Source organism: Paraburkholderia kururiensis, from assembly GCF_034424375.1.
Lineage (GTDB): Bacteria > Pseudomonadota > Gammaproteobacteria > Burkholderiales > Burkholderiaceae > Paraburkholderia > Paraburkholderia kururiensis_A.
The window spans coordinates 2,964,409-2,988,304 of the sequence record NZ_CP139965.1 but is presented as its reverse complement, the minus strand read 5'-3'; the positions used below and the strand labels follow the sequence as shown (position 1 = coordinate 2,988,304).

21 protein-coding genes are annotated in these 23,896 nt (G+C 63.8%); 15 read left to right on the top strand and 6 right to left on the bottom strand.

Going from position 1 to position 23,896, the window contains the following annotated elements:
* The first annotated feature begins 24 nt into the window (after positions 1-24).
* The gene (locus tag U0042_RS13250; protein WP_114811165.1) at positions 25-1,215 is read left to right on the top strand and encodes a porin; all 1,191 of its coding nucleotides are present in this window, start codon (positions 25-27) and stop codon (positions 1,213-1,215) included.
* Positions 1,216-1,814: 599 nt separating this feature from the next.
* On the opposite strand, the gene U0042_RS13245 is transcribed toward U0042_RS13250, so the two are convergent.
* Positions 1,815-2,609, bottom strand: a complete 795-nt coding sequence (locus tag U0042_RS13245) for a DNA-binding transcriptional regulator (RefSeq protein WP_114811164.1) — start codon at positions 2,607-2,609, stop codon at positions 1,815-1,817.
* A gap of 149 nt (positions 2,610-2,758) precedes the next feature.
* Here U0042_RS13245 and U0042_RS13240 point away from each other — a divergent pair, with 149 nt between their 5' ends.
* The 6 genes from U0042_RS13240 (at position 2,759) to U0042_RS13215 (ending at position 9,331) form a co-directional block, all read left to right on the top strand.
* Complete coding sequence (locus U0042_RS13240) at positions 2,759-4,567, top strand: bifunctional 3-(3-hydroxy-phenyl)propionate/3-hydroxycinnamic acid hydroxylase (protein WP_114811163.1); 1,809 nt, start codon at positions 2,759-2,761, stop codon at positions 4,565-4,567.
* Complete coding sequence (locus U0042_RS13235; RefSeq protein ID WP_114811162.1) at positions 4,567-5,508, top strand: 3-carboxyethylcatechol 2,3-dioxygenase; 942 nt, start codon at positions 4,567-4,569, stop codon at positions 5,506-5,508. Before U0042_RS13240 ends, U0042_RS13235 begins: the two co-directional genes overlap by 1 nt.
* Positions 5,509-5,532: 24 nt before the next feature.
* A complete protein-coding gene (mhpD, locus tag U0042_RS13230; protein WP_114811161.1) occupies positions 5,533-6,318 on the top strand; it encodes a 2-keto-4-pentenoate hydratase in 786 nt (261 codons plus the stop codon).
* Between the two features lie 39 nt (positions 6,319-6,357).
* Entirely contained in the window at positions 6,358-7,311 is a 954-nt protein-coding gene (locus tag U0042_RS13225; protein WP_114811160.1) for an acetaldehyde dehydrogenase (acetylating), read from the top strand.
* A 20-nt stretch (positions 7,312-7,331) separates the two neighbouring features.
* Positions 7,332-8,357 (top strand): 4-hydroxy-2-oxovalerate aldolase, encoded by a 1,026-nt coding sequence (gene dmpG, locus U0042_RS13220; RefSeq protein ID WP_114811159.1) that lies wholly within the window; start codon positions 7,332-7,334, stop codon positions 8,355-8,357.
* Positions 8,358-8,455: 98 nt separating this feature from the next.
* Positions 8,456-9,331 carry an alpha/beta fold hydrolase gene (locus U0042_RS13215; RefSeq protein WP_114811158.1) on the top strand — a complete coding sequence of 292 codons (876 nt, stop codon included), beginning with the start codon at positions 8,456-8,458 and terminating at the stop codon, positions 9,329-9,331.
* Between the two features lie 18 nt (positions 9,332-9,349).
* Here the strand turns inward: U0042_RS13215 and hcaR are convergent, their stop codons facing one another.
* Positions 9,350-10,243 (bottom strand): DNA-binding transcriptional regulator HcaR, encoded by an 894-nt coding sequence (gene hcaR / locus U0042_RS13210; protein WP_114811157.1) that lies wholly within the window; start codon positions 10,241-10,243, stop codon positions 9,350-9,352.
* 126 nt (positions 10,244-10,369) lie between these two features.
* Between hcaR and hcaE the strand changes: the two genes are divergently transcribed.
* Genes hcaE through hcaD form a run of 5 tightly spaced genes read left to right on the top strand, consistent with a single transcriptional unit; the run spans position 10,370 to position 14,655 of the window.
* The gene (gene hcaE / locus U0042_RS13205) at positions 10,370-11,728 is read left to right on the top strand and encodes a 3-phenylpropionate/cinnamic acid dioxygenase subunit alpha (RefSeq protein WP_114811156.1); all 1,359 of its coding nucleotides are present in this window, start codon (positions 10,370-10,372) and stop codon (positions 11,726-11,728) included.
* Positions 11,725-12,267: a 3-phenylpropionate/cinnamic acid dioxygenase subunit beta gene (gene hcaF, locus U0042_RS13200; protein WP_198665309.1), complete on the top strand. Its 543-nt coding sequence runs from the start codon at positions 11,725-11,727 to the stop codon at positions 12,265-12,267. Before hcaE ends, hcaF begins: the two co-directional genes overlap by 4 nt.
* A gap of 2 nt (positions 12,268-12,269) precedes the next feature.
* Positions 12,270-12,593, top strand: a complete 324-nt coding sequence (hcaC, locus tag U0042_RS13195; protein WP_114811155.1) for a 3-phenylpropionate/cinnamic acid dioxygenase ferredoxin subunit — start codon at positions 12,270-12,272, stop codon at positions 12,591-12,593.
* Positions 12,590-13,402, top strand: a complete 813-nt coding sequence (gene hcaB / locus U0042_RS13190) for a 3-phenylpropionate-dihydrodiol/cinnamic acid-dihydrodiol dehydrogenase (protein WP_114811154.1) — start codon at positions 12,590-12,592, stop codon at positions 13,400-13,402. Before hcaC ends, hcaB begins: the two co-directional genes overlap by 4 nt.
* Positions 13,403-13,422: 20 nt before the next feature.
* Positions 13,423-14,655 carry a 3-phenylpropionate/cinnamic acid dioxygenase ferredoxin--NAD(+) reductase subunit gene (gene hcaD / locus U0042_RS13185; protein ID WP_114811153.1) on the top strand — a complete coding sequence of 411 codons (1,233 nt, stop codon included), beginning with the start codon at positions 13,423-13,425 and terminating at the stop codon, positions 14,653-14,655.
* Positions 14,656-15,016: 361 nt separating this feature from the next.
* Here hcaD and U0042_RS13180 read toward each other — a convergent pair whose 3' ends face one another.
* Entirely contained in the window at positions 15,017-16,561 is a 1,545-nt protein-coding gene (locus U0042_RS13180; protein WP_114811152.1) for a methyl-accepting chemotaxis protein, read from the bottom strand.
* Between the two features lie 543 nt (positions 16,562-17,104).
* Positions 17,105-18,022: a LysR family transcriptional regulator gene (locus tag U0042_RS13175; RefSeq protein WP_114811151.1), complete on the bottom strand. Its 918-nt coding sequence runs from the start codon at positions 18,020-18,022 to the stop codon at positions 17,105-17,107.
* A gap of 135 nt (positions 18,023-18,157) precedes the next feature.
* On the opposite strand from U0042_RS13175, the gene U0042_RS13170 reads away from it, so the two are divergent.
* Positions 18,158-18,913 carry an SDR family NAD(P)-dependent oxidoreductase gene (locus U0042_RS13170; RefSeq protein WP_114811150.1) on the top strand — a complete coding sequence of 252 codons (756 nt, stop codon included), beginning with the start codon at positions 18,158-18,160 and terminating at the stop codon, positions 18,911-18,913.
* A gap of 32 nt (positions 18,914-18,945) precedes the next feature.
* On the opposite strand, the gene U0042_RS13165 is transcribed toward U0042_RS13170, so the two are convergent.
* Complete coding sequence (locus U0042_RS13165) at positions 18,946-19,437, bottom strand: winged helix-turn-helix transcriptional regulator (RefSeq protein ID WP_269814043.1); 492 nt, start codon at positions 19,435-19,437, stop codon at positions 18,946-18,948.
* A gap of 68 nt (positions 19,438-19,505) precedes the next feature.
* Here U0042_RS13165 and U0042_RS13160 point away from each other — a divergent pair, with 68 nt between their 5' ends.
* Complete coding sequence (locus U0042_RS13160) at positions 19,506-20,282, top strand: SDR family oxidoreductase (RefSeq protein ID WP_114811149.1); 777 nt, start codon at positions 19,506-19,508, stop codon at positions 20,280-20,282.
* Here U0042_RS13160 and U0042_RS13155 read toward each other — a convergent pair.
* Positions 20,251-20,619, bottom strand: coding sequence for a hypothetical protein (locus U0042_RS13155; protein WP_157977823.1), 369 nt, complete (start codon positions 20,617-20,619; stop codon positions 20,251-20,253). The genes U0042_RS13160 and U0042_RS13155 overlap by 32 nt on opposite strands.
* A gap of 290 nt (positions 20,620-20,909) precedes the next feature.
* Between U0042_RS13155 and U0042_RS13150 the strand changes: the two genes are divergently transcribed.
* Positions 20,910-23,804, top strand: a complete 2,895-nt coding sequence (locus U0042_RS13150; protein ID WP_114811147.1) for a winged helix-turn-helix domain-containing protein — start codon at positions 20,910-20,912, stop codon at positions 23,802-23,804.
* The last annotated feature ends 92 nt before the right edge of the window (positions 23,805-23,896 follow it).

The following is a 23,896-nucleotide window of genomic DNA, read 5'->3' as shown; positions in this document are numbered from 1 at the left end:
ACTTCGATAACAAGGAGAAACCTCATGAAAAACAGTCTCAAGAAAACCCTCGTCGCCTTCGGTGTGCTGGGTGCATTCAGCGCGGCAGCGCACGCGCAGAGCAGCGTGACGCTGTATGGCTCGCTCGATGCGGGTCTTGCCTATGTGAACAACGCGGGCGGCAAGAGCCTGTGGGCGCAGTCCAGTGGCCTGATGTCCAACACGTACTTCGGCCTGAAGGGCGCGGAAGACCTGGGCGGTGGCATGGCCGCGATCTTCAAGTTGGAATCCGGATTCAACCTGAATAACGGCCAGTTCAGCCCCGGCTATTTCACCGGCCAGTCCTCTGGCATGTTCACGCGTCAGGCTTATGTCGGCGTGCAAAGCCGTGACTACGGCACCGTCACGCTCGGTCGCCAGTACGACACCTTCACCGACTACCTGTCGCCGCTCGGGCTCGCCGGTCAGGCCGGTGGCATCAACCTGGCTGCTCACCCGTTCAACAATGACAATATCGGTGCCGAGTATTCTTACCTGAACGCGCTCAAGTATCAGAGCGCCAATTACGCCGGCTTCAGCTTCGGTGGCATGTACAGCTTCAGCAACCAGGCCGGTGCCTTTGCCGACGGTCGCCAGTGGAGCCTCGGCGCAGGTTATAACCGCGGACCTCTGAAGGTCGCCGCCGCTTATAGCCAGATGAGCACCCCGGGCGCCAATGCCAATAGCGCGTCCAATGCCGTACTCAATTCCGGCCTGTTCACTGTTAATGGTGCGAGCGGAAATACGCAACTGGCCGGCGTGCAGCGCACCGTCGGTGTTGGCGCCAATTACGCGTATGGTCCGGGAACGGTCGGGTTGCTGTGGACGCACACGCGCCTGCAGGATGTTGGCAGCGTCGGTTCGGGCGTGAGCATGCGCTTTGACAACATCGAGGTGAACGGCACCTATGGATTGACGCCGGCACTGGCGCTCGTGGGCAACTACACCTACACGTGGAGCAACCTGTCGGCCAGCAATGCTGAACTCAGCCCGAAATGGCATTCGGTCACGCTCGGCGCGGACTATTCGCTGAGCAAGCGCACCGATTTGTATCTGGCAGGTGTGTACCAGCACTCGTCGTCGGAGAACATCGGCGGCTTTTCGTTCTCCGCCCCGACGTCGATCGGTGGCATCATTCCGTCCTCGACCACACAAAACCAGGTGGCCGTTGCCACCGGTATCCGTCACCGCTTTTAAACGGGTGTGAGCAGTGCTACCCCGGCCGGGGTAGCGCTTGCGACGGGCACGTCAGCCAGATCAACGGCGGACGTGCCCGTTTTGCCTGATGCAGGGCGCCGCACACAGTTCGCGATCGCGTCTGCCATTCTCTGCGCGAGCGCAACGAGCCGATTCCCTGCAGGTTGTTTTATTACGACATAACTCGATAACATGAATATCAGTAGTTCGAAAACTCCTGTTTGGGGATGAGCTTCCCTACATGCATGACTCCGAGCTTGAAGAGCCGCCTTTTCCCTGCCGGGAGGCGGCTCCTTTTTTTGGGAAGGGCAGAGTCCCTTACCTTCCTTAAATGGCTTTTTCGCCGCCGTTCCTCTTCGGAACGGATGCTACACCGTCAGCATCCTGATCTCGCGGAGCAGGTCAGGTCTCGCACTCGCCGTATGAGCATGATTCGTGCTTCAGCGGGAAGATTGCAGATTTCCGGATCTATCGCGGCGCGTTGTCCGCGACTGAGGTCGCCGCGCTCGCGGCGTGTCGAGCGAGGCGTAGCCGTTCAACGCCTGTTGCGTCTTCGTCCGCGCTGACTGGTGCCGCGAGGTACGCCGGCGCACTCGTCGTTACCCGGCAGCAGGCCCATCGAGTGCCTCTGCGATCTCCCTGGCCGCCTGCTCCAGCTCTGGAAGAAAGCGCTTCACCGCCTCTTTCGCGGCAATCGCTTTAGACAAATAGATCACGTTGAGGCTCGCCAGCACGCGCTCATTCGATCCGACTGCCACCGCCAGCGCGCCGATCTTCTTTTGTTCAGACCAGTCGCCATGGTTGGACCCGAAGCCGTCTTCCCGCGTCTGGCGCACGAGGTTGCGAATGTATGCGTCGTCGCACGCAAGACTGCGCTGATCGTCGCCGCCCGCGCCTGAGCGCAGCAGGTCGAGCATGTCCTCGCGTTCTGCGTCAGGGCACGTCGAAAAGTACACGCGGCCCGCGGCCGTAAGCAGAATCGGCAGCCGCCGTCCCACCATGGAGCGGTGAAACGACAGCGGGCTGAAGCGATGTGTGGTCTCGCGAATCAGCATTGCGTCGCCATCCGGCGTCGTGAGGTCGGACGGCCAGACCACGCGTTGCAGCAGCCGTCCCATGATGGGCGGTGCGACCATTGCGATGCGCTCGTCGTCGGTAAATCCTTCGCTCAACGAACGAACGCCGAGCGCCAGCCGGAAACTGTCGTCGGATGTGCTGCGCCGCACGCAACCGTCTTCAACAAGCGTCTCGAGAAGCCGGCGCACCGTCGTGCGGTGCAGGCCCGTCGCTTCGCTGATCTGCTGGCTGGTTGCCCGGCCGCCCTCCATCGCATTGAGCGCCCGAAGCACCTGCAGGCCCCGCGCGAGGCCGCGCACATTGGCGTACTTCGTCATAAAAATCCTTTAAAAACAACACTGTGCATTCCGTGCACATTATTGTCAATTGTTTGAGCGCGACCGGGACGCTCCTTAGACTTTCCTCAAAAGCGGCCTGGACCCATCCCATGTGTCCCTGATATGCCGCGTCGACACAGGAGAGAGACATGTCCCCAGTCAACGGAGCGCGCACGGACGCGCTCGCGGCCGACGTCGCGATCATCGGCGCCGGGCCGGTTGGCCTCACGATCGCCAACCTTCTTGGGCAGCAGGGCGTTAGCGTGATCGTGATCGAGAAGCTCGATCAGATCATCGACTATCCGCGCGCAATTGGTCTGGATGACGAAGCATTTCGTGTGTTTCAGTCGATCGGTCTCGCCGCAACCTTGCTGCCTCACATCACGCCGGACCACTGGATGCGCTTTACCACCGGCGACGGCCACTGCTTTGCCTCGATCGAGCCACGCACTGACGAGTTCGGCTGGTCGCGCCGCAACGCCTTCCTGCAGCCGCTCGCCGATCGCGTGCTCTACGACGGGTTGAAGCGCTTCCCGCACGTCGACGTGCTGTTCGGGCATAGCGTCGTGTCGTTCATCCAGAACGAGCAGGGCGTGACGATCGAAGCGGAAGATTCGAACGGAGCGAGGCGCACGATTTGCGCGGCCTACATGGTGGGCTGCGACGGCGGCGGGAGCAGCGTGCGCCGCGGTCTCGACCTGCCATTCGAGGGGCGTACCAAGCCGAATCAGTGGATCGTGGTCGATGTGAGGAACGACCCGGTGGGCACACCTCATGTCTATCTGGTTTGCGATAACGAGCGACCTTATGTGTCGGCCGCACTGCCGCACGGCATCCGCCGCTTCGAGTTCATGGTGATGCCCGACGAAACCGAAGAGGAACTCTCGAAGCCCGAAAACCTCGCGAAGCTGATGCGCAAGCTCGTCGCGGAACCGGACAAGGTCGACTACATCCGCAAACGTGTGTACACGCACAACGCGCGTCTTGCGAGCACGTTTCGCGTCGGGCGCATTCTGCTCGCCGGCGACGCAGCTCACATCATGCCGGTGTGGCAGGGGCAAGGCTACAACAGCGGCATGCGCGATGCGAGCAACCTCGGCTGGAAGCTCGCGATGGTGGTGAAGGGCATTGCGGGTCCCGGCCTGCTGGACAGCTACACCGTCGAGCGCCGCGCCCATGCCCGGTCGATGATCCACCTTTCCGAAGTGGCCGGCGACATCGTTGCGCCCACCTCGGCGCTCGGCAAGGCAATGCGCGCGGCGCTGATCAGAAGCGCGTCGCTTTTCCCCGCCGTGAAGCGCTATTTCGTGGAGATGCGTTTCAAGCCGATGCCACGCTACGAGCGCGGCGTGGTGTTGTTACCCGAGCCGAAGCAGACAGGCGGTTGGCTCGCGCGTCGCCTTGAGCGGGCGGGCGACGGTCCGCTTGGCCGCTTGCTCAATCTGATGTCGCAGAATCGCGCGTCGCTGATCGGGCGCCTTGCCTACGGTCGCGATCCGCTCGAGAAGTCGCCGGTTGGTCGGATGTTTATCCAGCCGTATGTGCGTACGCCGGCCGACGAAGTCGTGCGACTGGACGACGCCATCGGCAACGGCTTCACGGTGCTCGCATGGGGCGCCGATCCCACCTTCGGATTGAGCGACGAAGCGCGCCAGATCTGGGAGCGCCTCGGCGGCCGCTTCGTGTTCGCGAAACCCGATGTTCAGATGACCTATACAAATGACGTGCCACCCGGCGTGACGGCACTCGGCGATGTACAGGGGCGCCTCAAGGACTGGTTCGGCGCGCAGCCGGCATCGGTCGTGCTGTTGCGCCCAGACCGCTTCGTTGCAGGCCTGTGTGGGCCACATGAAGTGTCGGCCGCGATTGTCGAACTGGCCCGCAAGCTCGATTTGCGCACCGCGCCCTCCGTACCGAAACAACGCGCTGCCGTCTGCGAAACGGTTGGAGCCCTGTAATGCCGATTCACCTCGAATGTTTGTCCCATACCCCGCTGCACGGCTACTACGACCCCGCGCCTGAGGTCGTGGCCGAAGTGGAGCAGGTCGTGGCCGCCGCCCGCGAACGCGTGCGCCGGTTCGATCCTGAACTCGTGATCGTTTTTGCGCCGGACCACTACAACGGGTTCTTCTACGACCTGATGCCGCCGTTCTGCATCGGTGCGGCGGCGACTGCCGTCGGCGATTTCAAGAGCCTCGCCGGTACGCTCGATGTGCCATCCGATGTCGCGCGACAGATGGCCGAAAGCGTGCTTGCCGACGATGTGGACGTGGCCTTGTCCTACCGCATGGAAGTGGACCACGGCTGCGCGCAGGCGCTTGAAGTGCTGACGGGCGGACTCGATCGTTACCCATCGATCCCCGTGTTCATCAACTCGGTTGCGCCTCCGATGGCCACGCTGCGTCGCTCGCGTCTCCTTGGCCAGGCAGTGGGCCGCTTTGCGGCACGCACCGGCAAGCGCGTGCTGCTGGTCGGTTCCGGCGGCATTTCGCATGAGCCGCCGGTGCCCGAACTCGCAGGCGCGAACGATGAAGTGGCGCAGCGTCTGATCTCGGGCCGCAACCCGACGCCCGAGGCGCGCGCGCAGCGCCAGCAACGCACCGTGGCCGCGGCCCGCGCATTCACCGCCGGCGACGCGCCCAACATGCGTGCGCTGAACCCCGAGTGGGACCAGGCCTTCCTCGCGCGTCTCAAGGACGACTTACTGGCTGTGGACGGTATGACCGACAGCGCCATTACGCGTGACGGCGGCCGTTCGGCGCATGAGATTCGCACCTGGGTCGCCGCGTTCGGCGCCCTGGCCGCAAGCGGGCCATACGACGCACATATCGATTTCTACCGCGCGATTCCCGAATGGATCGCAGGCTTCGCCGTGATGCACGCGCAGCCGTCGCATTGAACGGTCAGGAAAGGAGCATCAGGAATGCTGAATGATGACGCCATAAGAGCGCTTGCCGCGCGTTTGCGGGAAGCAGCGCGCGCGCGTGAAGTCGTGGACCCCGTGCGCGGCGAGATCGCGCTCGACGACATGGCGAGCGCCTACGCCGTGCAACAGGCTAACGTCGATGCGCGCGTAGCCGCGGGCGAGCGCATCGTCGGGCGGAAGATCGGGCTGACTTCGCTCGCGGTGCAAAAGCAGCTTGGCGTGGACCAGCCGGATTTCGGCACGCTGTTCGCGAGCATGGCCTACGGCGACAGCCAGCCGATGCCGCTCGCCAGCCTGATCCAGCCGAAGGTAGAGGCGGAAATCGCACTCGTGCTCGAACGCGATCTCACGGCCGGCAAGCACACGTTCGCCGACGTCATCGACGCGACCGCTTACGCGCTCGCCGCCATCGAAGTGGTGGACAGCCGCATTCGCAACTGGGACATCCGTTTTGTGGACACCGTGGCCGACAACGCGTCGAGCGCGCTGTTCGTGCTGGGTAGCCGTCCCGTTGCGCTTGCCGACATCGATCTCGTTGCAGCCGGTATGACGCTCGAGCGGGAAGGCGAAGTGCTGTCGCGTGGCAATGGAGGCGCGTGCCTCGGCAATCCGCTCAACGCGGCCGTCTGGCTCGCGGACCGCATGGCGCAACTCGGCACGCCGCTGCGTGCGGGCGACGTCGTGCTCACGGGCGCGCTAGGCCCGATGGTTGCCGTGACTCAGCCTGGTACCTACACCGCGCACATCGAAGGGCTCGGCAGCGTACGCGCGAGCTTCGCATAACGCCGCGCGCGACACATTCATTCAGTCAAGGAATTCGACATGGCTTCCGCCAAACTCAAAGCGGCGATCATCGGTTCGGGCAACATCGGCACCGACCTCATGATCAAGATCATGCGCCACGGCAAGCATCTGGAAATGGGCGCGATGGTCGGCATCGACCCCAACTCGGACGGTCTCGCACGTGCCGCGCGTCTGGGTGTCGCGACGACTCACGAGGGAGTGCAGGGCCTCGTCAATCTGCCCGTGTTCAACGACATCGACTTCGTATTCGATGCCACCTCGGCAGGTGCTCACGTGAAGAACGACGCGTTTCTGCGTCAACACAAGCCGGACATCCGCGTGATCGACCTCACGCCTGCTGCGATCGGCCCGTACTGCGTGCCCGTGGTCAACCTCGACGCGCATCTCGATGCAAAGAACGTGAACATGGTCACTTGCGGCGGTCAGGCCACCATCCCGATGGTCGCGGCCGTATCGCGGGTGGCGCACGTGCATTACGCGGAAATCGTCGCTTCGATCAGCAGCCGGTCGGCCGGGCCCGGCACACGTGCCAACATCGACGAGTTCACCGAAACAACCTCGACGGCGATCGAGGTGGTAGGGCGCGCGGCGCGCGGCAAGGCGATCATCGTGCTGAACCCGGCCGAACCGCCCGTGATGATGCGCGACACCGTCTACGTCCTTTCGGAAGCTGTGGACCCGGCGCGCATCGAAGACTCGGTCGAAGAGATGGCGAAGGCCGTGAACGCGTATGTGCCCGGCTATCGCCTCAAGCAGAAGGTGCAGTTCGACGTGATTCCCGAGAGCGCGCCGCTCAACATTCCGGGCCACGGCAAATTCAGCGGCCTGAAGACGTCCATCTTCATCGAGGTGGAAGGCGCAGCGCACTATCTCCCCTCGTATGCGGGCAATCTGGACATCATGACCTCAGCCGCGCTCGCTACTGCGGAGCGCATGGCACGTGCTGCCGTGGCCGCTGACGTGGCTGAATAAGAGGCGAGGAACACGCGAACATGGGCAAGAAACTCTATATCTCCGACGTAACGCTGCGCGACGGCAGCCACGCGATTCGTCATCAATACTCGATCCGGAACGTACAGGACATTGCGCGCGCGCTGGACAAGGCGAAGATCGATTCCATCGAGGTGGCGCACGGCGACGGCTTGCAAGGGTCCAGCTTCAACTACGGCTTCGGCGCGCATAGCGATCTGGAATGGATCGAGGCCGTGGCCGACGTCATCCAGCACGCGAAGATCGCGACGTTGCTGTTGCCGGGCATCGGTACGTTGCACGACCTCAAGGCCGCCTACGAGGCCGGCGCGCGCGTGGTACGCGTGGCCACGCATTGCACCGAGGCCGACATCTCGAAACAGCACATCGAATACGCGCGCGAGCTCGGGATGGACACCGTCGGCTTCCTGATGATGAGCCACATGACCTCGCCCGAAAATCTCGCGCAGGAGGCGAAGAAGATGGAGAGCTATGGCGCAACGTGCATCTACGTGGTGGACTCGGGAGGTGCGTTGAACATGAGCGACGTGCGCGACCGCTTCCGCGCAGTCAAGGGCGTGCTCAAGCCCGAAACCGAAACCGGCATCCATGCGCATCACAACCTCAGTCTCGGCGTGGCGAACTCCATCGTCGCCGTGGAGGAGGGCTGCGATCGCATCGATGCATCGCTCGCCGGCATGGGCGCGGGCGCCGGCAACGCCCCACTCGAAGTCTTTATTGCCGCGGCCGAGCGCATGGGCTGGAACCACGGCACCGATCTCTACACGCTGATGGATGCCGCCGACGACATCGTGCGCCCGTTGCAGGATCGCCCGGTGCGCGTGGACCGCGAGACACTGGCGCTCGGTTATGCCGGCGTGTATTCGAGCTTCCTGCGCCATTCGGAAGTCGCGGCGAACAAGTACGGCCTCAAGACCGTGGACATCCTGGTCGAACTGGGCAAGCGGCGCATGGTGGGTGGCCAGGAAGACATGATCGTCGACGTCGCGCTCGACCTGCTGAAGAAGCGGGAAGCCGCGCAGGCATAACAACGAGCAGGAACGTAGGCGGCGCGCGGTTAATCCGCTGCGCCGCTTATGTCCTTTCACCGCAGCACGAAAAGCACATTCACGCAAAGGATCCGCACATGAGTGCCAATGCATCCGCCTCTACCGAAGCCTCTTCCAGCCGGTTCGCGAAGGTTCGCGACGGCGAAGTCGAGTTCAACGTCCACTACAACGATGTAGGCCCCGCCTCAGGCCGGGCCGTCGTGATGCTCCATGGGTCCGGGCCGGGGGCCACCGGCTGGGCAAACTTCCACCGCAACATCGATGCGTTCGCCGCCGCGGGCTATCGCGTGCTGCTGATCGACATGCCCGGCTGGGGAAAAAGCGACGCATTCCTGAATACCAGTGGCTCGCGTTCGGACTTCAACGGACGCATCGTCAAACTCGTGCTGGACCAAATCGGTATCGAACGCGCGCACGTGGTGGGCAATTCGATGGGCGGCCATAGTGCCACGGCTTTCGCACTCGCCAATCCGGAGCGTGTGGGCAAGCTCGTCTTGATGGGCGGAGGCACGGGTGGCCCGAGCCAGTTCGTGCCGATGCCCACGGAGGGCATCAAGCTGCTGAATCACGTCTACCGCGAGCCGACGCTCGAGAACGTGAAACGCATGATGAACGTCTTCGTCTACGACGCGAGCGCGTTGACCGACGAGTTGCTGCAACTGCGCGTGGAGAACATGCTGGCGCGCCGCGATCATCTGGAAAACTGGGTCAAGAGTCTTGCGGCACAGCCTAAGCAGTTCAGCGACTACGGCCCGCGCCTCGCGGAAATCAAGGCCCATGCACTGATCATCTGGGGCCGCGACGACCGCTTCGTGCCGTTCGATATCGGCCTGCGTTTGCTGTGGGGCATGCCGAATGCCGAGATGCACATCTTCAACCGCTGCGGTCACTGGGCTCAGTGGGAACATGCGAACAAGTTCAATCACATGGTGCTGGAGTTTTTGCGGGACTAACGCCGGTTAAAGAGCGCTTTACGCGCCCGGACGAAACGACGCTCGCCGCATCAGCCCGATCAGGGCCTCGATGTGCGGCGAGTGCGGTCCTGGGCGCGAGACCATCAACAGATCGATCGACGGAGCGGGCTCTGCGAGCGGACGACAGCACAGCGATTCACCTGTGAGCGCCATGACGTACTCGGGCAGCAGTGCAACACCCAGCCCCATACCCACGAGGTTCAGGTTGAGCAGAATGTTCGTCGCAATCTGCACCACGTCGGGGTGTATTCCGTGCATCTCGAAGTAGCTTTGCACGATGTCGTAGAGCTGACCCGCATACGCGGGGTCGGTGCGAATGAAGGGCAGGCCATCGAGCATCTTCGGCGTGATGCATGCATGTGCCGCGAGCGGATGGTTCGCCGGCATCAACACGACGAGCGATTCCGTGAGCACCACTTCTGTCTGTAGTGCCGCCGTGCGAACGGGACGGCGCATGAACGCGATGTCGATGTCGCCGCGCAGCAGCGCGTCTTCCTGCTCCATGGTCGGCAGGCTGCGTAGCTCGACGTTCAATTCGGGAAACTGCAGCCGCAATTTCGGCAACACGGCCGGGAAAATCCGTATTTCAGCGGCCGGCACGAAGCCAATGGTCACCGTGAGCGCACGCTGCTCGCCCACATGACGCGCACGCGCGATAGCGTGCTCCACCTGCGCGAGCGCGAGCCGCGCCTCTTCCAGAAAAGCCTTCCCGGCCTCAGTCAATTCGACCTTGCGCTTCGAGCGCACGAAGAGCGGCGTGCCTACTTCCTCTTCGAGATCGCGAATCTGCTGGCTGAGCGAAGGCTGGGCCGTATTCAGACGAAGGGCGGCGCGCGTGAAGTTGAGTTCGTCCGCGACGGCGATGAAGTAACGCAGGTGTCGGAGTTCCATTGGTCGAATGATCGCTGATAAGTCTCACAACCTACAAACAAAGTATTTCACAGCGCAGGCGCGAACAACGATCATGCACCGCGTGCTTACCGATATGGAATGGGTAATGCCACGGAGGAGACACGGATGACCACCACCAATATCAACGTCGACGCGCTCGTGGACGCCAGAAACGGACGCGTGACGTCGGCAATCTACACCGACCCCGCGATTTACGAACTGGAAATGGAGCGCATTTTCGGCCGCTGCTGGCTGTTTCTTGCGCACGAAAGCCAGATTCCCAAGGCCGGCGATTTCTTCAACACCTACATGGGCGAGGACCCGATCGTCGTCGTGCGGCAAAAGGACGGCTCGATCAAGGCATTCCTCAACCAATGCCGTCATCGCTCGATGCGCGCGAGCCATGCCGACAGCGGTAACACGCGGGCATTCACGTGTCCGTACCACGGCTGGTCGTATGGCGTGGATGGCGCGCTGATCGAAGTGCCGCTCGAACCGCGCGCGTACCCGCAGGGCTTGTGCAAGGAGAAGTGGGGCTTGCTCGAAGTGACGCGCGTGGAGACCTACAAGGGCCTTGTGTTCGGCAACTGGGACGCCACGGCGCCCGACCTGCGCACGTACATGGGCGATATCGCGTGGTATCTCGACGGCGTGCTCGACCGTCGCGAGGGCGGCACGGAAATCATCGGCGGCGTGCAGAAGTGGGTGATCGACTGCAACTGGAAATTTCCGGCCGAGCAGTTTGCAAGCGACCAGTACCACGCGTTGTTTTCGCACGCGTCAGCGGTCGAGGTGCTCGGCGCGAAGAGCGGCGACGCGAACAAGGCGCTCGGCTCGGGCCAGACCGCGCGCCCTGTCTGGGAGACCGCGAAGGACGCCGTGCAATACGGCGAAGACGGTCACGGCAGCGGCTTCTTCTTTACCGAAAAACCCGACGCGAACGTGTGGGTGGACGGCGAGGTGTCGCAATACTTCCGCGACACGTATCCCGAAGCCGAGGCGAGGCTGGGCAAGGTGCGCGCACTGCGTCTTGCCGGCCACAACAACATGTTCCCCACGCTGTCGTGGCTCAACGGCACGGCGACGTTGCGTGTGTGGCATCCGCGCGGACCGCACCAGGTGGAAGTCTGGGCGTTCTGTATTGCCGACAGGAACGCGCCCGACGACGTGAAGGTCGCGTTCGAGCGCAGCGCCACGCGCGCGTTCGGTCCTGCCGGCTTTCTCGAACAGGACGACTCGGAGAACTGGGCCGAGGTGCAGAAGGTATTGCGCGGCCATCGCGCGAAAAAGACGCGGCTCTGTCTGGAGATGGGACTCAACGGCGAGCGCGTGCGCGAAGACGGTGTACCTGGCATAACGAACTACATCTTCTCGGAAACAGCCGCGCGCGGCATGTACCGGCGCTGGGCCGACCTGTTGATGTCGGAAAGCTGGGACGAGGTCGACGAGCGCACGAGCGCGTACAAGCAGGAGGTGCTGAAATGAACGTGATGGACGCACCGCAGTCCGCCGCGGTTTCTCTGGAGTTGCATCACGAGATTTCGCAGTTTCTGTATCGCGAAGCCGCACTGCTCGACGACTGGAAATTTCGCGAATGGTTGGACCTGCTGGCCGAAGACATCGGCTACGTGATGCGTACGGTCGTCAACGCGCAGACGCGCGATCGTCGCAAAGGCGTGCAGCCGCCCACCACGTGGATTTTCAACGACACGAAGTTTCAGCTGGAGCGACGCGTCGCGCGTCTCGAAACCGGCATGGCGTGGGCGGAAGAGCCGCCGTCGCGCACGCGCCATCTGGTCTCGAACGTGCAGATCGAATCGACCGCGAACCCGGACGAATTCGACGTGCGCGTGAACTACCTGCTGTACCGCTCGCAAAAGGAGCGCGACGAAGCGTTCTATGTCGGCATGCGTCGCGATTGCGTGCGTCGCGCCGACACCGCGCACGGCTGGCTGCTGTGCCGCCGCGAGATCGTGCTCGACCAGGTGGTGTTGACGTCCCATAACCTCAGTGTGATTTTCTGATCATGAGCCGTATTACCGTTTGCCCGGTCGGCACGCTGGCCGAAGGCGAAGCCGTAAAGATTGACGGGCCGTCCGAGGCGATCGCCGTCTTCAACGTGCAGGGCGTGTTCTATGCGACGACAGACCGCTGTAGCCACGGCAATGCTTCGATGTCCGAGGGATATGTCGAGGACGACGGCACCGTGGAGTGCCCGCTGCATGCCGCACGCTTCTGTCTGAAGACCGGCACGGCGCTCTGCCAGCCTGCAACGGAGCCGCTCGCCACTTATCCGGTAACGGTGGAAGACGGCACGATCTACGTCGAAGTGGCGGAGGCCGAAGCATGAGCTGGCTGAAGGAAGAGGTGGCGCTCATCACGGGCGGTGGCTCCGGCCTCGGGCTTGCGCTCGTGGAGCGCTTTCTCGACGAGGGCGCGCACGTGGGCGTGCTGGAGCGCTCGGCCGAAAAGGTTGCGGCACTGCAGGCACGCTTCGGCGAAAAAATTGTTGCCGTGCAGGGGGACGTGACGCGTTACGCCGACAACGAGCGCGCTGTGACGGCGGTGACGGCGCGCTTCGGCAAGCTCGACACGTTCGTTGGCAACGCCGCGATCTGGGACCATGCCGCATCGCTGATCAGCCTTTCTCCAGAGCGCCTTGCCGAGGGCTTCGACGAACTCTTCTCGATCAACGTGAAGGGTTATCTGCTGGGTGCGAAGGCCGCTGCGGACGCGCTCATCGCATCATGCGGCAGCATGATCTTCACGCTCTCGAATGCATCGTTCTATCCAGGTGGCGGCGGGCCGCTCTATACCGCGAGCAAGCATGCGGCGGTCGGTTTGATCCGGCAGCTTGCCTATGAACTCGCGCCGAAGGTGCGCGTCAATGGCGTGGCGCCGTGCGGGATGGCGAGCGATCTGCGCGGGCCGGCATCGCTCGGACAAGACCGCATACGCATCATGGATTCGCGTACCCCTGAAGACATCGCGAGCATCCTGCCGTTGCAGTTCTTCCCGAGTCCCGACGACTTCACGGGGCCGTTCGTACTGCTCGCTTCGCGTGCGAACAACCGCACGTTGAGCGGCGTGACGATCAACGCCGACGCAGGGCTTGGCATTCGCGGCATTCGTCATGTCGCGGGCGGCCTCGCGTTGTGAGTGTTGCGTACGAAAACATCATGAATCAGCCCACTTTCGTTATCGTCGGCGCAGGGCAGGCCGGTGCCCGAGCTGCCATGGAACTGCGTCGGCAGCGCTTCGACGGCCGCATCATCCTGATCGGCGACGAACCTCATTTGCCCTATGAGCGGCCTCCGCTCTCGAAGCAGGTTTTGTGGAATCCTGAAGAGATGCAGCCCGGCATCCTTCCACGCGGCTTTGAGCGAGAAGCCGCAATCGAGCTGATGACGGGCTCGGCGGTACAGATGCTCGACGTGTGCACGCGCACGTTGACGCTGGCCGACGGCAGACGGGTTGCCTACGACAAGCTGCTGCTGGCAACGGGCGCGCGGGCGCGCCGGCTGCCGCTGCTCGACAGCCTCGGCGCCGGCGTGCATACGTTGCGCACGGTCGACGAAGCCCGCGCGCTCGCAGCTTCGCTGCGCAGTACGCGGCGCGTGGCGATTGTAGGCGGTGGGGTGATCGGACTCGAAGTGGCGTCCAGCGCGGTCGAACTCGGTGTGGCCGCGACCGTGATCGAGCAGGCCGACGAGGTCATGGCGCGCAACGCACCCGCGGTTCTGCGCCGGTATCTTGAAAACGCGCATCGGCAACGCGGGGTCGAAGTGCGCACGGGCTGCCGCCTCGTCGACGCGCGGCGCGACGTCGATTCGTTCGTACTCGTGCTCGACGACGGCACGGAAGTCCGCGCGGAAACGGTGGTCTACGGAGTGGGTGCGGAGCCCAACGTGGAACTGGCGCGCGATGCCGGCCTCGCCGTGAGTAGCGGGATCGTGGTCGATGCGAACTGCCGCACGTCGGATGGGGACGTATTCGCCGCGGGAGACTGCGCGTGCCAGTGGAACACCTCGGAAGGACGGCACGTGCGACGCGAAACGTGGGAGAACGCGAACCGTGAGGCCGAGACGGCGGCGAGCGCCATGCTCGGGCACACGACCGCACCGGTTGGCGTGCCGTGGTTCTGGACCGACCAATACGGCATGAACATCCAGTTCGCGGGCGACATGCAGGCGCCGACGTGGCTCGTGCGCGGCACACTCGACGATCCCGCGTTCGTGCTGTGTGGCCTGCACGGCGACACGCTCACGGGTGCCGTCACGGTGAACCGTGGTCAGGACATGCGCAGCCTCAAGGAACTGATCGCGATGCAGGCCACCGTCGAGGCCGAGGTGTTGACCGACAGCACGCAGAACCTGCGTGCGTTGGTAAAGCGTCTGCAAGAGACGGTTTAAACGCGCCTTCCACGCCACTTCAACTTCACCACTCATACCTCGTAGCGGCTCAGCAGGAATCTGCTTCGGAGCTGCTGCACTTTGCGACCGCCCTGAGGCCACTGGCAGCAGGGTCGGCCGCCATCGTCACCTTCATCGCCGCCGCTTCCGTGATCGTCGCATCAGCGTTGCCGCAATCGCCCAACGTCGGGCGACGCGCGTTCACGCTCTCGCAGCTTGCAAGCGATGTGCAGATAACACGGGCGAATATGGATGCCAACAGCGTGAGGAGGGAGCAGTCGGGATTAACCGGCGCGGTCGGAAGCAAGCTTGTCGAAGCGGCTCGCCGTTACGGCGGCCGCCTGAACGTGAACGGCGTGCGTTATTGCACGCGGAAGATCGCAACGGCCGTTTGCAACTCGCCTGCTTGCGATTCGAGGGACGATGCGGCCGCTGCCGCCTGTTCGACGAGCGCGGCGTTTTGCTGGGTGACCGAGTCCATCTGCGAGATCGCCTGGTTAACCTGACCGATCCCCTTGCTTTGTTCCACCGATGCCGCAGCGATCTCGCCCATGATGTCCGTCACGCGGCGTACGGACTGTGTCATCTCTTTCATCGTCGCGCCCGCGGAGTCGACGAACTGCGTACCGTCTCGCACACGGTCCACCGACTCCTGAATCAACTCCTTGATCTCTTTCGAAGCCGACGAAGAACGCTGCGCGAGCGAACGCACCTCGGCCGCCACCACCGCAAAGCCGCGCCCCTGTTCACCGGCGCGCGCAGCTTCCACCGCGGCATTCAACGCCAGTATGTTGGTCTGAAAGGCGATGCCCTCGATCATGCCCACGATGTCCGCAATCCGGTCCGAACTCGCGTGGATGCCGTTCATCGTGTCGATCACCTGGCTCACGATATGGCTGCCGCGCTCGGCGACGTCCATCGCCTGGGCCGTCACCTGGCTCGCCTGGCGTGCGTTCTCAGCGTTCTGGTTGACGGTCGCCGTCAGCTGTTCCATGCTCGCGGCCGTCTCCTGCAGTGCTGCCGCCTGTTCCTCGGTGCGCTGCGAAAGGTCCTGATTGCCGGCTGCAATCTCGCTCGTGGCGGTCGCGATCGAATCCGTCGAAACCTTGATCGAGCGGATCGTGCCGGCCAACTGGTCCTGCATGCGCTTCATCGAATAGAGCAGGCTGCTGGTGTCGCCCGGTGCGGTCCGCACCTCGAGCGCGAGGTCGTTGTTGGCGATGTGCCCGGCGATCTCGGCGGCATACGCGGGTTCGCCGCCCAGCGTGCGCAGAATGCCGCGATTGATGACCACGACGATCACGCTCAGAAACGCCGCCGCGAGCGCCAGCAGACCGATGCTTTGATAGAGCGCGGAGCGGAAGGCTGCATCGATGTCGTCGATATAGACGCCCGTCATGAACACCCAATCCCACGGACGATAGCTGTCGTTATAGGAGAGCTTCGGATAGACCCCTGTCACGTTGGGTTTGGAAAACGAGTAGGACGTGAAGCCGTGTCCGTCGCGTTTGATCTGCTCGATCACGTCACGATAGAGCGGCACGCCGTTCGGGTCTGTGAACGAGCCCATATTGCGGCCCTGCAATTCAGGCCTGAACGGATGCATCAGCACGACAGGCTGCGAGTCGAGAATCGTGAAGTAGCCCGAATCGCCGTAGCGGATATCGCGTATGACGTCGAGTGCCCGTTTCTTCGCTTCGTCTTCGGTGATCTTGCCTGCGGCCGCCTGCGCGGCGAAGGTTTTGACGACGCTCAGCGCGGCCTGGGTCGCATGCACGAGATCGGTCTTTCTCTCGTCCAGACGAATCGCGCGTGTTCGCCATGCATCCGTCACGGCCAGCGTGGCGAGACAGACAAGGCTGGCCAAAAGCGGCATCCATAACTTCTGCGAAAAAGACAGCTTCATCACCGACACACTCCTTGTGGGAAATGAGCGCGAGTCCGGTGGCTCGCGCCTCTTCTACTCTGTCAGTGTTTACGACGTTTCCTTTGAAAACGTGAGGGCAGCGCGCAAGAATATTTCCTCAAAACTCCATACGATTAGTAGTATTTGTCCTGCAATTGCCTTCGCATGAGTAATCAGACTTCGTTCACCATGGCGTCGTCTGCACAACCGATTCGCTGAGTTCTGAGATCCAGGGCTGATCGACTAAATCGAAAAAAGAAGGCCTCGAAATGGAGGCCGCATTTCCACGGGAATTTCGGATAACGCGGAAGCTGGCCCGTTATTTCGTCATCCATATCAAAAGCGTGGAAGATGCTCAAGCGACTCGAGTTCAGCATCAGCCGTGCTGACCCAGATAGGGGTCACCAAGCAGCCCACCGTCACGCGTCACGGACGACAGCTCGTCGCAGGCAGCCCGGAATCCAACACTTCCAGGAGACGGTCGTTGCTTGCAGCGGTCGAATAAGGAGCAGGAGCGGTACGTTCTCCTGCCACGTCGTCGCGTTACTTCGGCCACTGCCACGAAGGCTCGGAAAGGTGCGCTGCGAAATAGTCCGATAAGACCCTCACCTTCGCGGGCCGCGCACGCGCCGACGGCGTGACGAAATAGAGACCGCCCGTTGTCAGCGACCAGTCTGTGAGGATGGCTTCGAGGCTGCCGTCGGCCAGGTACGCTGCCGCGATGAACTCCGGCAACTCGGCAATGGCGAGGCCGTCGAGCACAGTGGGAAGCAGCGCGTCGGCATTGGTTACGCGCAGCGGACCCGCCGGCGTCACCGGTTCCTCGTCGCCTGCGTCGTTCGTGAAGCGCCACACGTCGCTGCGCGCGCGGTACGCGTACGAGAGGCAGGCGCGGCCCGCCAGTTCGCGTGGATGCGTGGGCCGGCCCTCGCGTTTCAGATAGGCGGGCGACGCCACGACGAATTGCTTCACCGTGCACAGCTTGCGCGCCACCAGCGACGAATCGGGCAACGCCGCGATGCGCAGCGCCGCATCGAAACCGTCGGCCACCAGATCGACGGATGCATCGGAGAGATGCAGGTCGATCGCCACCTCCGGATACGCGCGAAAGAAGCCCGGCAGCAGCGGCGCGACCCAGCGCAAGCCGAACGACATCGGCACGGCAAGGCGAACGAGCCCGCGCGGCTGCACCGACATCTCACGCGCTGCGCTTTCCGCTTCCTCCGCCTGGCGGTAAATGTCGCTCGCCTTCTCGCAGACGGCGCGCCCGAACTCCGTCAGGGCGAGCTGGCGCGACGTGCGGTTGAAGAGCCGCGCGCCCAGACGGTCTTCCAGCCGCGCCACGCCGCGCGAAACGGTGGCGATCGAGACGCCCATCGCGCGGGCCGCCGCGGCAAACGAACCTTCTTCCGCCACCTTGGCGAACATCGCGAGTCCTTCGAAATCGGGCAGTTTCATCATTTCATTTTTGCAACGTTGGTTTTCGATTAATTCTATTTCGAAAAGAAGAGGCCGTCGATATTCTCCTCACATCGCAGCACGAACACCGAATCGCAGTCCCTCATCCACTCATTGAACGAACGAAGGAGAAACGTCATGGCACGCAAACTGGAAGGCAAGATCGCACTCGTTACCGGCGCAACCAGCGGCATCGGGCTGGCCACGGCCCGCCGCTTCGCCGCGGAAGGTGCACACGTCTATATCACGGGCCGCCGCGAGGCGGAGCTGGAGGCGGCAGTGAAATCGATCGGCGCGGGCGCGACGGGCGTGCGCGTGGATTCGACGAAGCTGGCCGAACTCGACCGCCTCTACGCGCAGATTCGCGAAGAGAAGGGCCGTCTCGACGTGCTGTTCGCAAACGCAGGTGGCGGCTCGATGCTGCCGCTCGGCAGCATCACCGAAGAGCACTTCGACGACACGTTCGATCGCAACGTCAAGGGCACGTTGTTTACGGTGCAAAAGGCTTTGCCGTTGCTCGGCAAAGGATCGTCAGTGATCCTGACGGGTTCGACGGCGGGCAGTGCAGGAACCGCCGCGTTCAGCGTCTATTCCGCTTCGAAAGCAGCCGTGCGTGCCTTCGCACGCAGCTGGATTCTCGATCTCAAGGACCGCGGTATCCGCGTCAATACCATCAGCCCGGGCGCCACGCGCACGCCGGGCCTCGCCGACCTCGCCGGTCCGGACGCCGCGCAGCAGCAAGGGCTGCTCGACTATCTCGCTACGCTGATTCCGATGGGGCGACTCGGCGAGCCGGATGAAATCGCGAGCGCCGCGCTGTTCCTCGCCTCGGACGATTCGAGCTTCGTGAATGGCGCCGAACTGTTCGTGGACGGCGGCCAGCAACAGGTCTGACGTGACCACGAACGCGGGCTCTTCATCAGCGCCTACGCGCCGTCCTTCGCTGCCCGCGTCGGACGGCGCGACGCCTTGATGGAACGCAGCTCGCTGCAATGCGCTTCGGCCCACAACCACACGCTGCAAAACGCGGCGCACAGGCTCGAGCCGAGTTCGGTCAATTGATACTCCACGCGCGGCGGCACTTCGGGATAAACGGTGCGCGTCACGAAGCCGTCGTCCTCCAGTTGCCGCAACGTCTTCGTCAGCATGCGCTGGCTGATGCCGCCCACCAGTTCGCCGATGCGCGTAAAACGCAGCACGCCGTTCTGTGCGAGTACTTCCAGCACGCACATGGTCCACTTGTCGGCAATGCGCGCAATGGCCTGCATGACCATGTCGTCGATTTCGGGAGTCGACGACGCGCCGTGCGGCGATTGAAATACGACTCGCCTGCCGGATGCAGCGGGTGCCTGCGTGGGCGTTGCAGCGGTCGCCGCAGCGGCCACGTCATTACTTACCGTCGTGTTCGTATCGGCCATAAAAGTGCCTACTTCCGGAAAGAGACTGACGGAATTATGCTCCGCTACGTCAACCCCAGGAGGACACGATGAACGTCACCGGAAATACGATTCTGATCACGGGCGGCGGCTCGGGCATTGGCCGCGCGCTGGCCGAAGCGTTCCACCGTCTCGGCAACAAGGTCATCATCGCGGGCCGGCGCGAGGCCGCATTGCGAGCCGTGGCCGAAGCGAATCCCGGCATGGAAACAGCGGTGCTCGACGTAACGGATGCGGGCGCCATCGAGCGTTTCGCCGCGAAGCTCGTGCACGACCATCCCACGCTCAATGCGGTGCTCAACAACGCGGGCATCATGGCGCTGGAGGACTGGCGCAAGGAGCCCGTCGATCTCGCGGTGGCCGAGTCCACCATCACGACCAATCTGCTCGCGCCCATCCGTCTGACGGCGGCCTTGCTGCCGCATCTGAAGAAGCAGGCGCGCTCCACGGTGATGTTCGTGTCGTCGGGGCTGGCGTTTCTCACGCTTGCGCCCACGGCCACCTATTGCGCGACGAAAGCGGCCATTCATGCGTTCAGCGATGCGCTACGTTATCAGTTGCGCAATACGTCGGTGGATGTGGTCGAGATCGTGCCGCCCTATGTGCAAACCGAACTGCTGGGCGCACATCAGGCAACGGACCCGAACGCCATGCCGCTCGCCGAATTCATCGACGAAGTCATGGCGATTCTCGAAACGCAGCCCGACGTGCGCGAAGTGCTCGTCAAGCGCGTGCATCCGCTTCGCTTCGCCGCGCAACAGGGCGAGGAGAAATACCGGGCGCAGTTTCAGACCTTCAACGACCGCTCTGAAGAAGCGTTGCCCTGATCGACGCGATACGGTCCTCGCCCGCGCGCTGCTGCTGTAAAGAGAACGCGGAGGCCATCTCTCTGTACGCCGTTATCGCGGAGTGTTCCTGGTCCGCTCGCCATGCCAGGATCCTCTCCGCCTTGACGTTGCAGCGTGCGATAAGGAGGAACGCGACGTAGTCGTAGTGAAAGCGCTGCGCGGTGGCGAGCAACGTGCTGGGCGGCATCATCTCGCGCAGCGGCGCGCGAATAACGCTGCGTGATCGAGGGGCAACGCCTTGTGCGTTGCCCTCGCGTCGTTCCTCTTCCGGCGCAGCCTCGCACATCGAGGAAGCATGTCGGCCGGTACTTGCCATCCCCTCCTGTCATTTCTTTCGTCGCGAGCGCACTGCCGCTCCAACGGCGCCGACGGTGCCCACGTGGCGCCCATGCCGCCCGAACGCGGCCCTGCATGTGCCGCGTACCTTGTGTTGCCCTTTTGTCGTTGTACACTCCGATGTCCCGCCGTTCGTCGGGCAACGTCGTGAAGGCGGCGGCAAGCGCCGCCGTCTCCTCGCCGCCGTTGCCAATCGACGCGGTATCGAAGCGTGTGAGCATGGGTAGCCGTTGATCGCCAGCGTCATGGTTTTCAACACCCCTCCTTCTCATGAAGACGATCAAGATCGGGCAACTCGAAATCTTGCTCGACCGCCGCGAAGTGCGCGTCGACGGACGCAAGGTTCGCGCGGGCAGCCGGGCCTTCGACATCCTCGTGCTGCTCATTGCGGCGCAGGGCGAAGTCGTCGCGAAAGACGAGATCATTCGCCGCGTCTGGCCCACCACGGTCGTCGAAAAGAACAACCTGGAAGTGCACATCTGCGCGCTGCGGCGCGTATTCGGCCGCGAACGCGATCGCATCCGCACTGTGCCTGGGCGAGGCTATCGGCTGATCATGGACGGCGTGCTGCCGGGCCTTCCGGGGCCGGGCGTGTCGAAGCAAGGCAGGCCTAAGCAAGGCGCGTCGAATGCCGCCGTACAGCGTGCGGCCGTACAGCGCCCCGCCGACGCGCTGCAACCCGCGCACGAACAGCATGCGCAGCCGTCGTTTCCCGAGAGCGCTCAAGAGCCGACTTCCTCCGATGCCAGGCCGAGACCGCGTCAGCCGCTGCCTGCACGCATGCCGGAACTGATCGGCCGGCATGAAGCGCTGGCCGGCATCGCGGACGCCTTGCGCACGCGTCGCATCGTGACGCTCGTGGGGACGGGCGGCATCGGCAAGACGCGTCTTGCCGTCGAACTCGCGCATTACCTGCAGCACGAATTCGCGGACGGTGCGGTGTTCGTGCCGCTTTCGGCCGCGCACGGCTGGCGCTCCGCGCTCGACGCGCTCGCGGTCGCCATGGGCAGCCGGCTGTCGGCAGGGCCCGCCGCGTTGGCGCAACTGGCGGGCGAATGGCGCAATCGCGAGGCGCTGGTCGTGCTCGACAACTGCGAGCAGATACTCGACATCGCCGCGGCCATCGCCGAGGCGCTGGTAGCGGCCGGCAGCGGCGTCCGCGTGCTCGCCACGAGCCGCGAAGCGCTGCGCGTGCCGGACGAAACGGTCCACCATGTGCCGCCGCTTGCGTTGCCGTCGGCGGCTGGCGGCACCGGCGAAGTGCTCGACACCCCCGCGGTGCAGCTCTTCCTCATGCGAGCTCAGGCCGACGGCGCACACTTCCTGCTCGACGAAACCGTCGTTCGGCTCACCGCGGACGTGTGCCGCCGGCTCGACGGCATTCCGCTCGCGCTCGAACTGGCGGCGTCGCGCGCGGCGGTGCTGGGGCTCGGTCAGCTCGCGGCGAATCTCGACGACCGCTTCAGCATTCTCACCGGCGGTCGCCGCACGGCGCTGCCGCGCCATCAGACGCTGCAGGCCACGCTCGACTGGAGCTACCGTCTGCTCGGCCGGGACGAACAGAAGCTGTTGCGTTGGCTCGGTACGCTGGTGGGCAGCTTCTCCTTCGACGCCGCCCGCGCCGTGGGCGAATACGCGGGCCTCACCGCCATCGCCACGCTCGATGCGCTCGGCGGGCTCGCCGCGCGCTCGTTGCTCGCCACGGAACCCGAGGGCGCGGGCTATCGCTATCGGTTACTCGAGACCACGCGGGCCTACGCGCAGCAGCAGCTCGACGACGAGGGCGAACGCGCGCGAGCGGCGGACGCGCATGCGTCGCTCGTCGTGACGCTGCTACGCGAATTGCAGACGCAATGGAAGCAGCAGCCCATCGAGGAATGGCTCGTGCACTTCATGCGCGAGCTCGGCAACGTGCGCGCGGCACTCGACTGGACGCTCGAAGGCGCGGGAGACGCCGTGGTCGGAATCGAACTCGCGGCCATCACGGTGCCCTGGCTGTATGAGCTTTCGCTGGTGGAGGAGTGCTGCGATCGCGCTCGCGCGGCCTTGCGTTGCCTCGCACGAACGGAAGGGGCCACGCTGCCCGTCGATACCGAAACGCATATCCGGCTGGTGGGCGGTCTCGCGGCAGCAGCCGTCTATACGGATGGTCCGCTGGAAGAAACACGCGAGGCATGGTCGCGTGTTCTCGATCACGCGCTGAAAACGGGCGACACGGGGCACGCGTTGCGCGCGCGTTGGGGCGTGTGGAACTGGCATCAATACGGCGGACGCGCGCGCGAAGCGCTCGTTCTCGCGCGTCGTTTCGGCGAGCAGGCCCGCGAAACCGGCGAGGCGATTCACGGCGTGCTGGCGGCACGCGTGGAAGGCATCGCGGAACACTATGCGGGCAATCAGCCGCGCGCCCGCACGTTGCTGGAGCAGATGATCGAGCAATACGACGCGCCTCTCGCACGCTGGCACACGACGGGCTCTCGCGTTGACCACAGCACCGCTGCGCGGGCCACGCTCGCTCGCGTGCGATGGGCACAAGGCGAACAGCACGAGGCCTGCGAACTGGCTGCCCGGAGCTTTCACGCCGCGCTACGGGCGGACTACGAGATCGTGACGTGCTATGTGCTTGTGGAAGCAGCGGTGCCGCTTGCGCTCCTCAACGCCGACAACGCTGCAGCGAGGCAAGGCATCGACGTATTGCAGCGACTGTCCACGCGTTTCGGTCTCACGATCTGGAGCACCTGCTGCGCCTGCTACGACGCCTGGCTCGCCACGCTCACGCAGCCCGGGCCCGAAGCCACGGCGCGACTCGCGGTCGCGATCGCCGCGTTGCGGGCCACGAACTTTCTCGCGCCGCTGCCCATGCTCTCGGGGCAGCTCGCCCGCGCGCTCCTGCATGAAGCACGCGATGGCGAAGCGCTTGCGGTGATCGGCGAGGCACGCCGCCATTGCGAACGGAGCGGCGCCCGCTGGTACGACGAGGCGCTCGGCCGCATCGACGACGAAATATTGGGCGCGCCTTATGGCGGCAGCGCCGCGCGGCACACCTTTACGTCCATGACGGTCGACCTCGCGCGGGACGTCATGGCTGCGCCCGAAATTCGCGCGGCCATGGGCGCGCTGCGTTTGCCGCCAGGACAGCCCACTAAAACGGCCCGCGAAAACCCTTAAAAACCCGGTGATTACGGCACGTTCCCCATGTGGGACAATAAAAACGTTACCGGTTCACGCGCGGCAGGCGGACCATTGCACGCGATCGGACT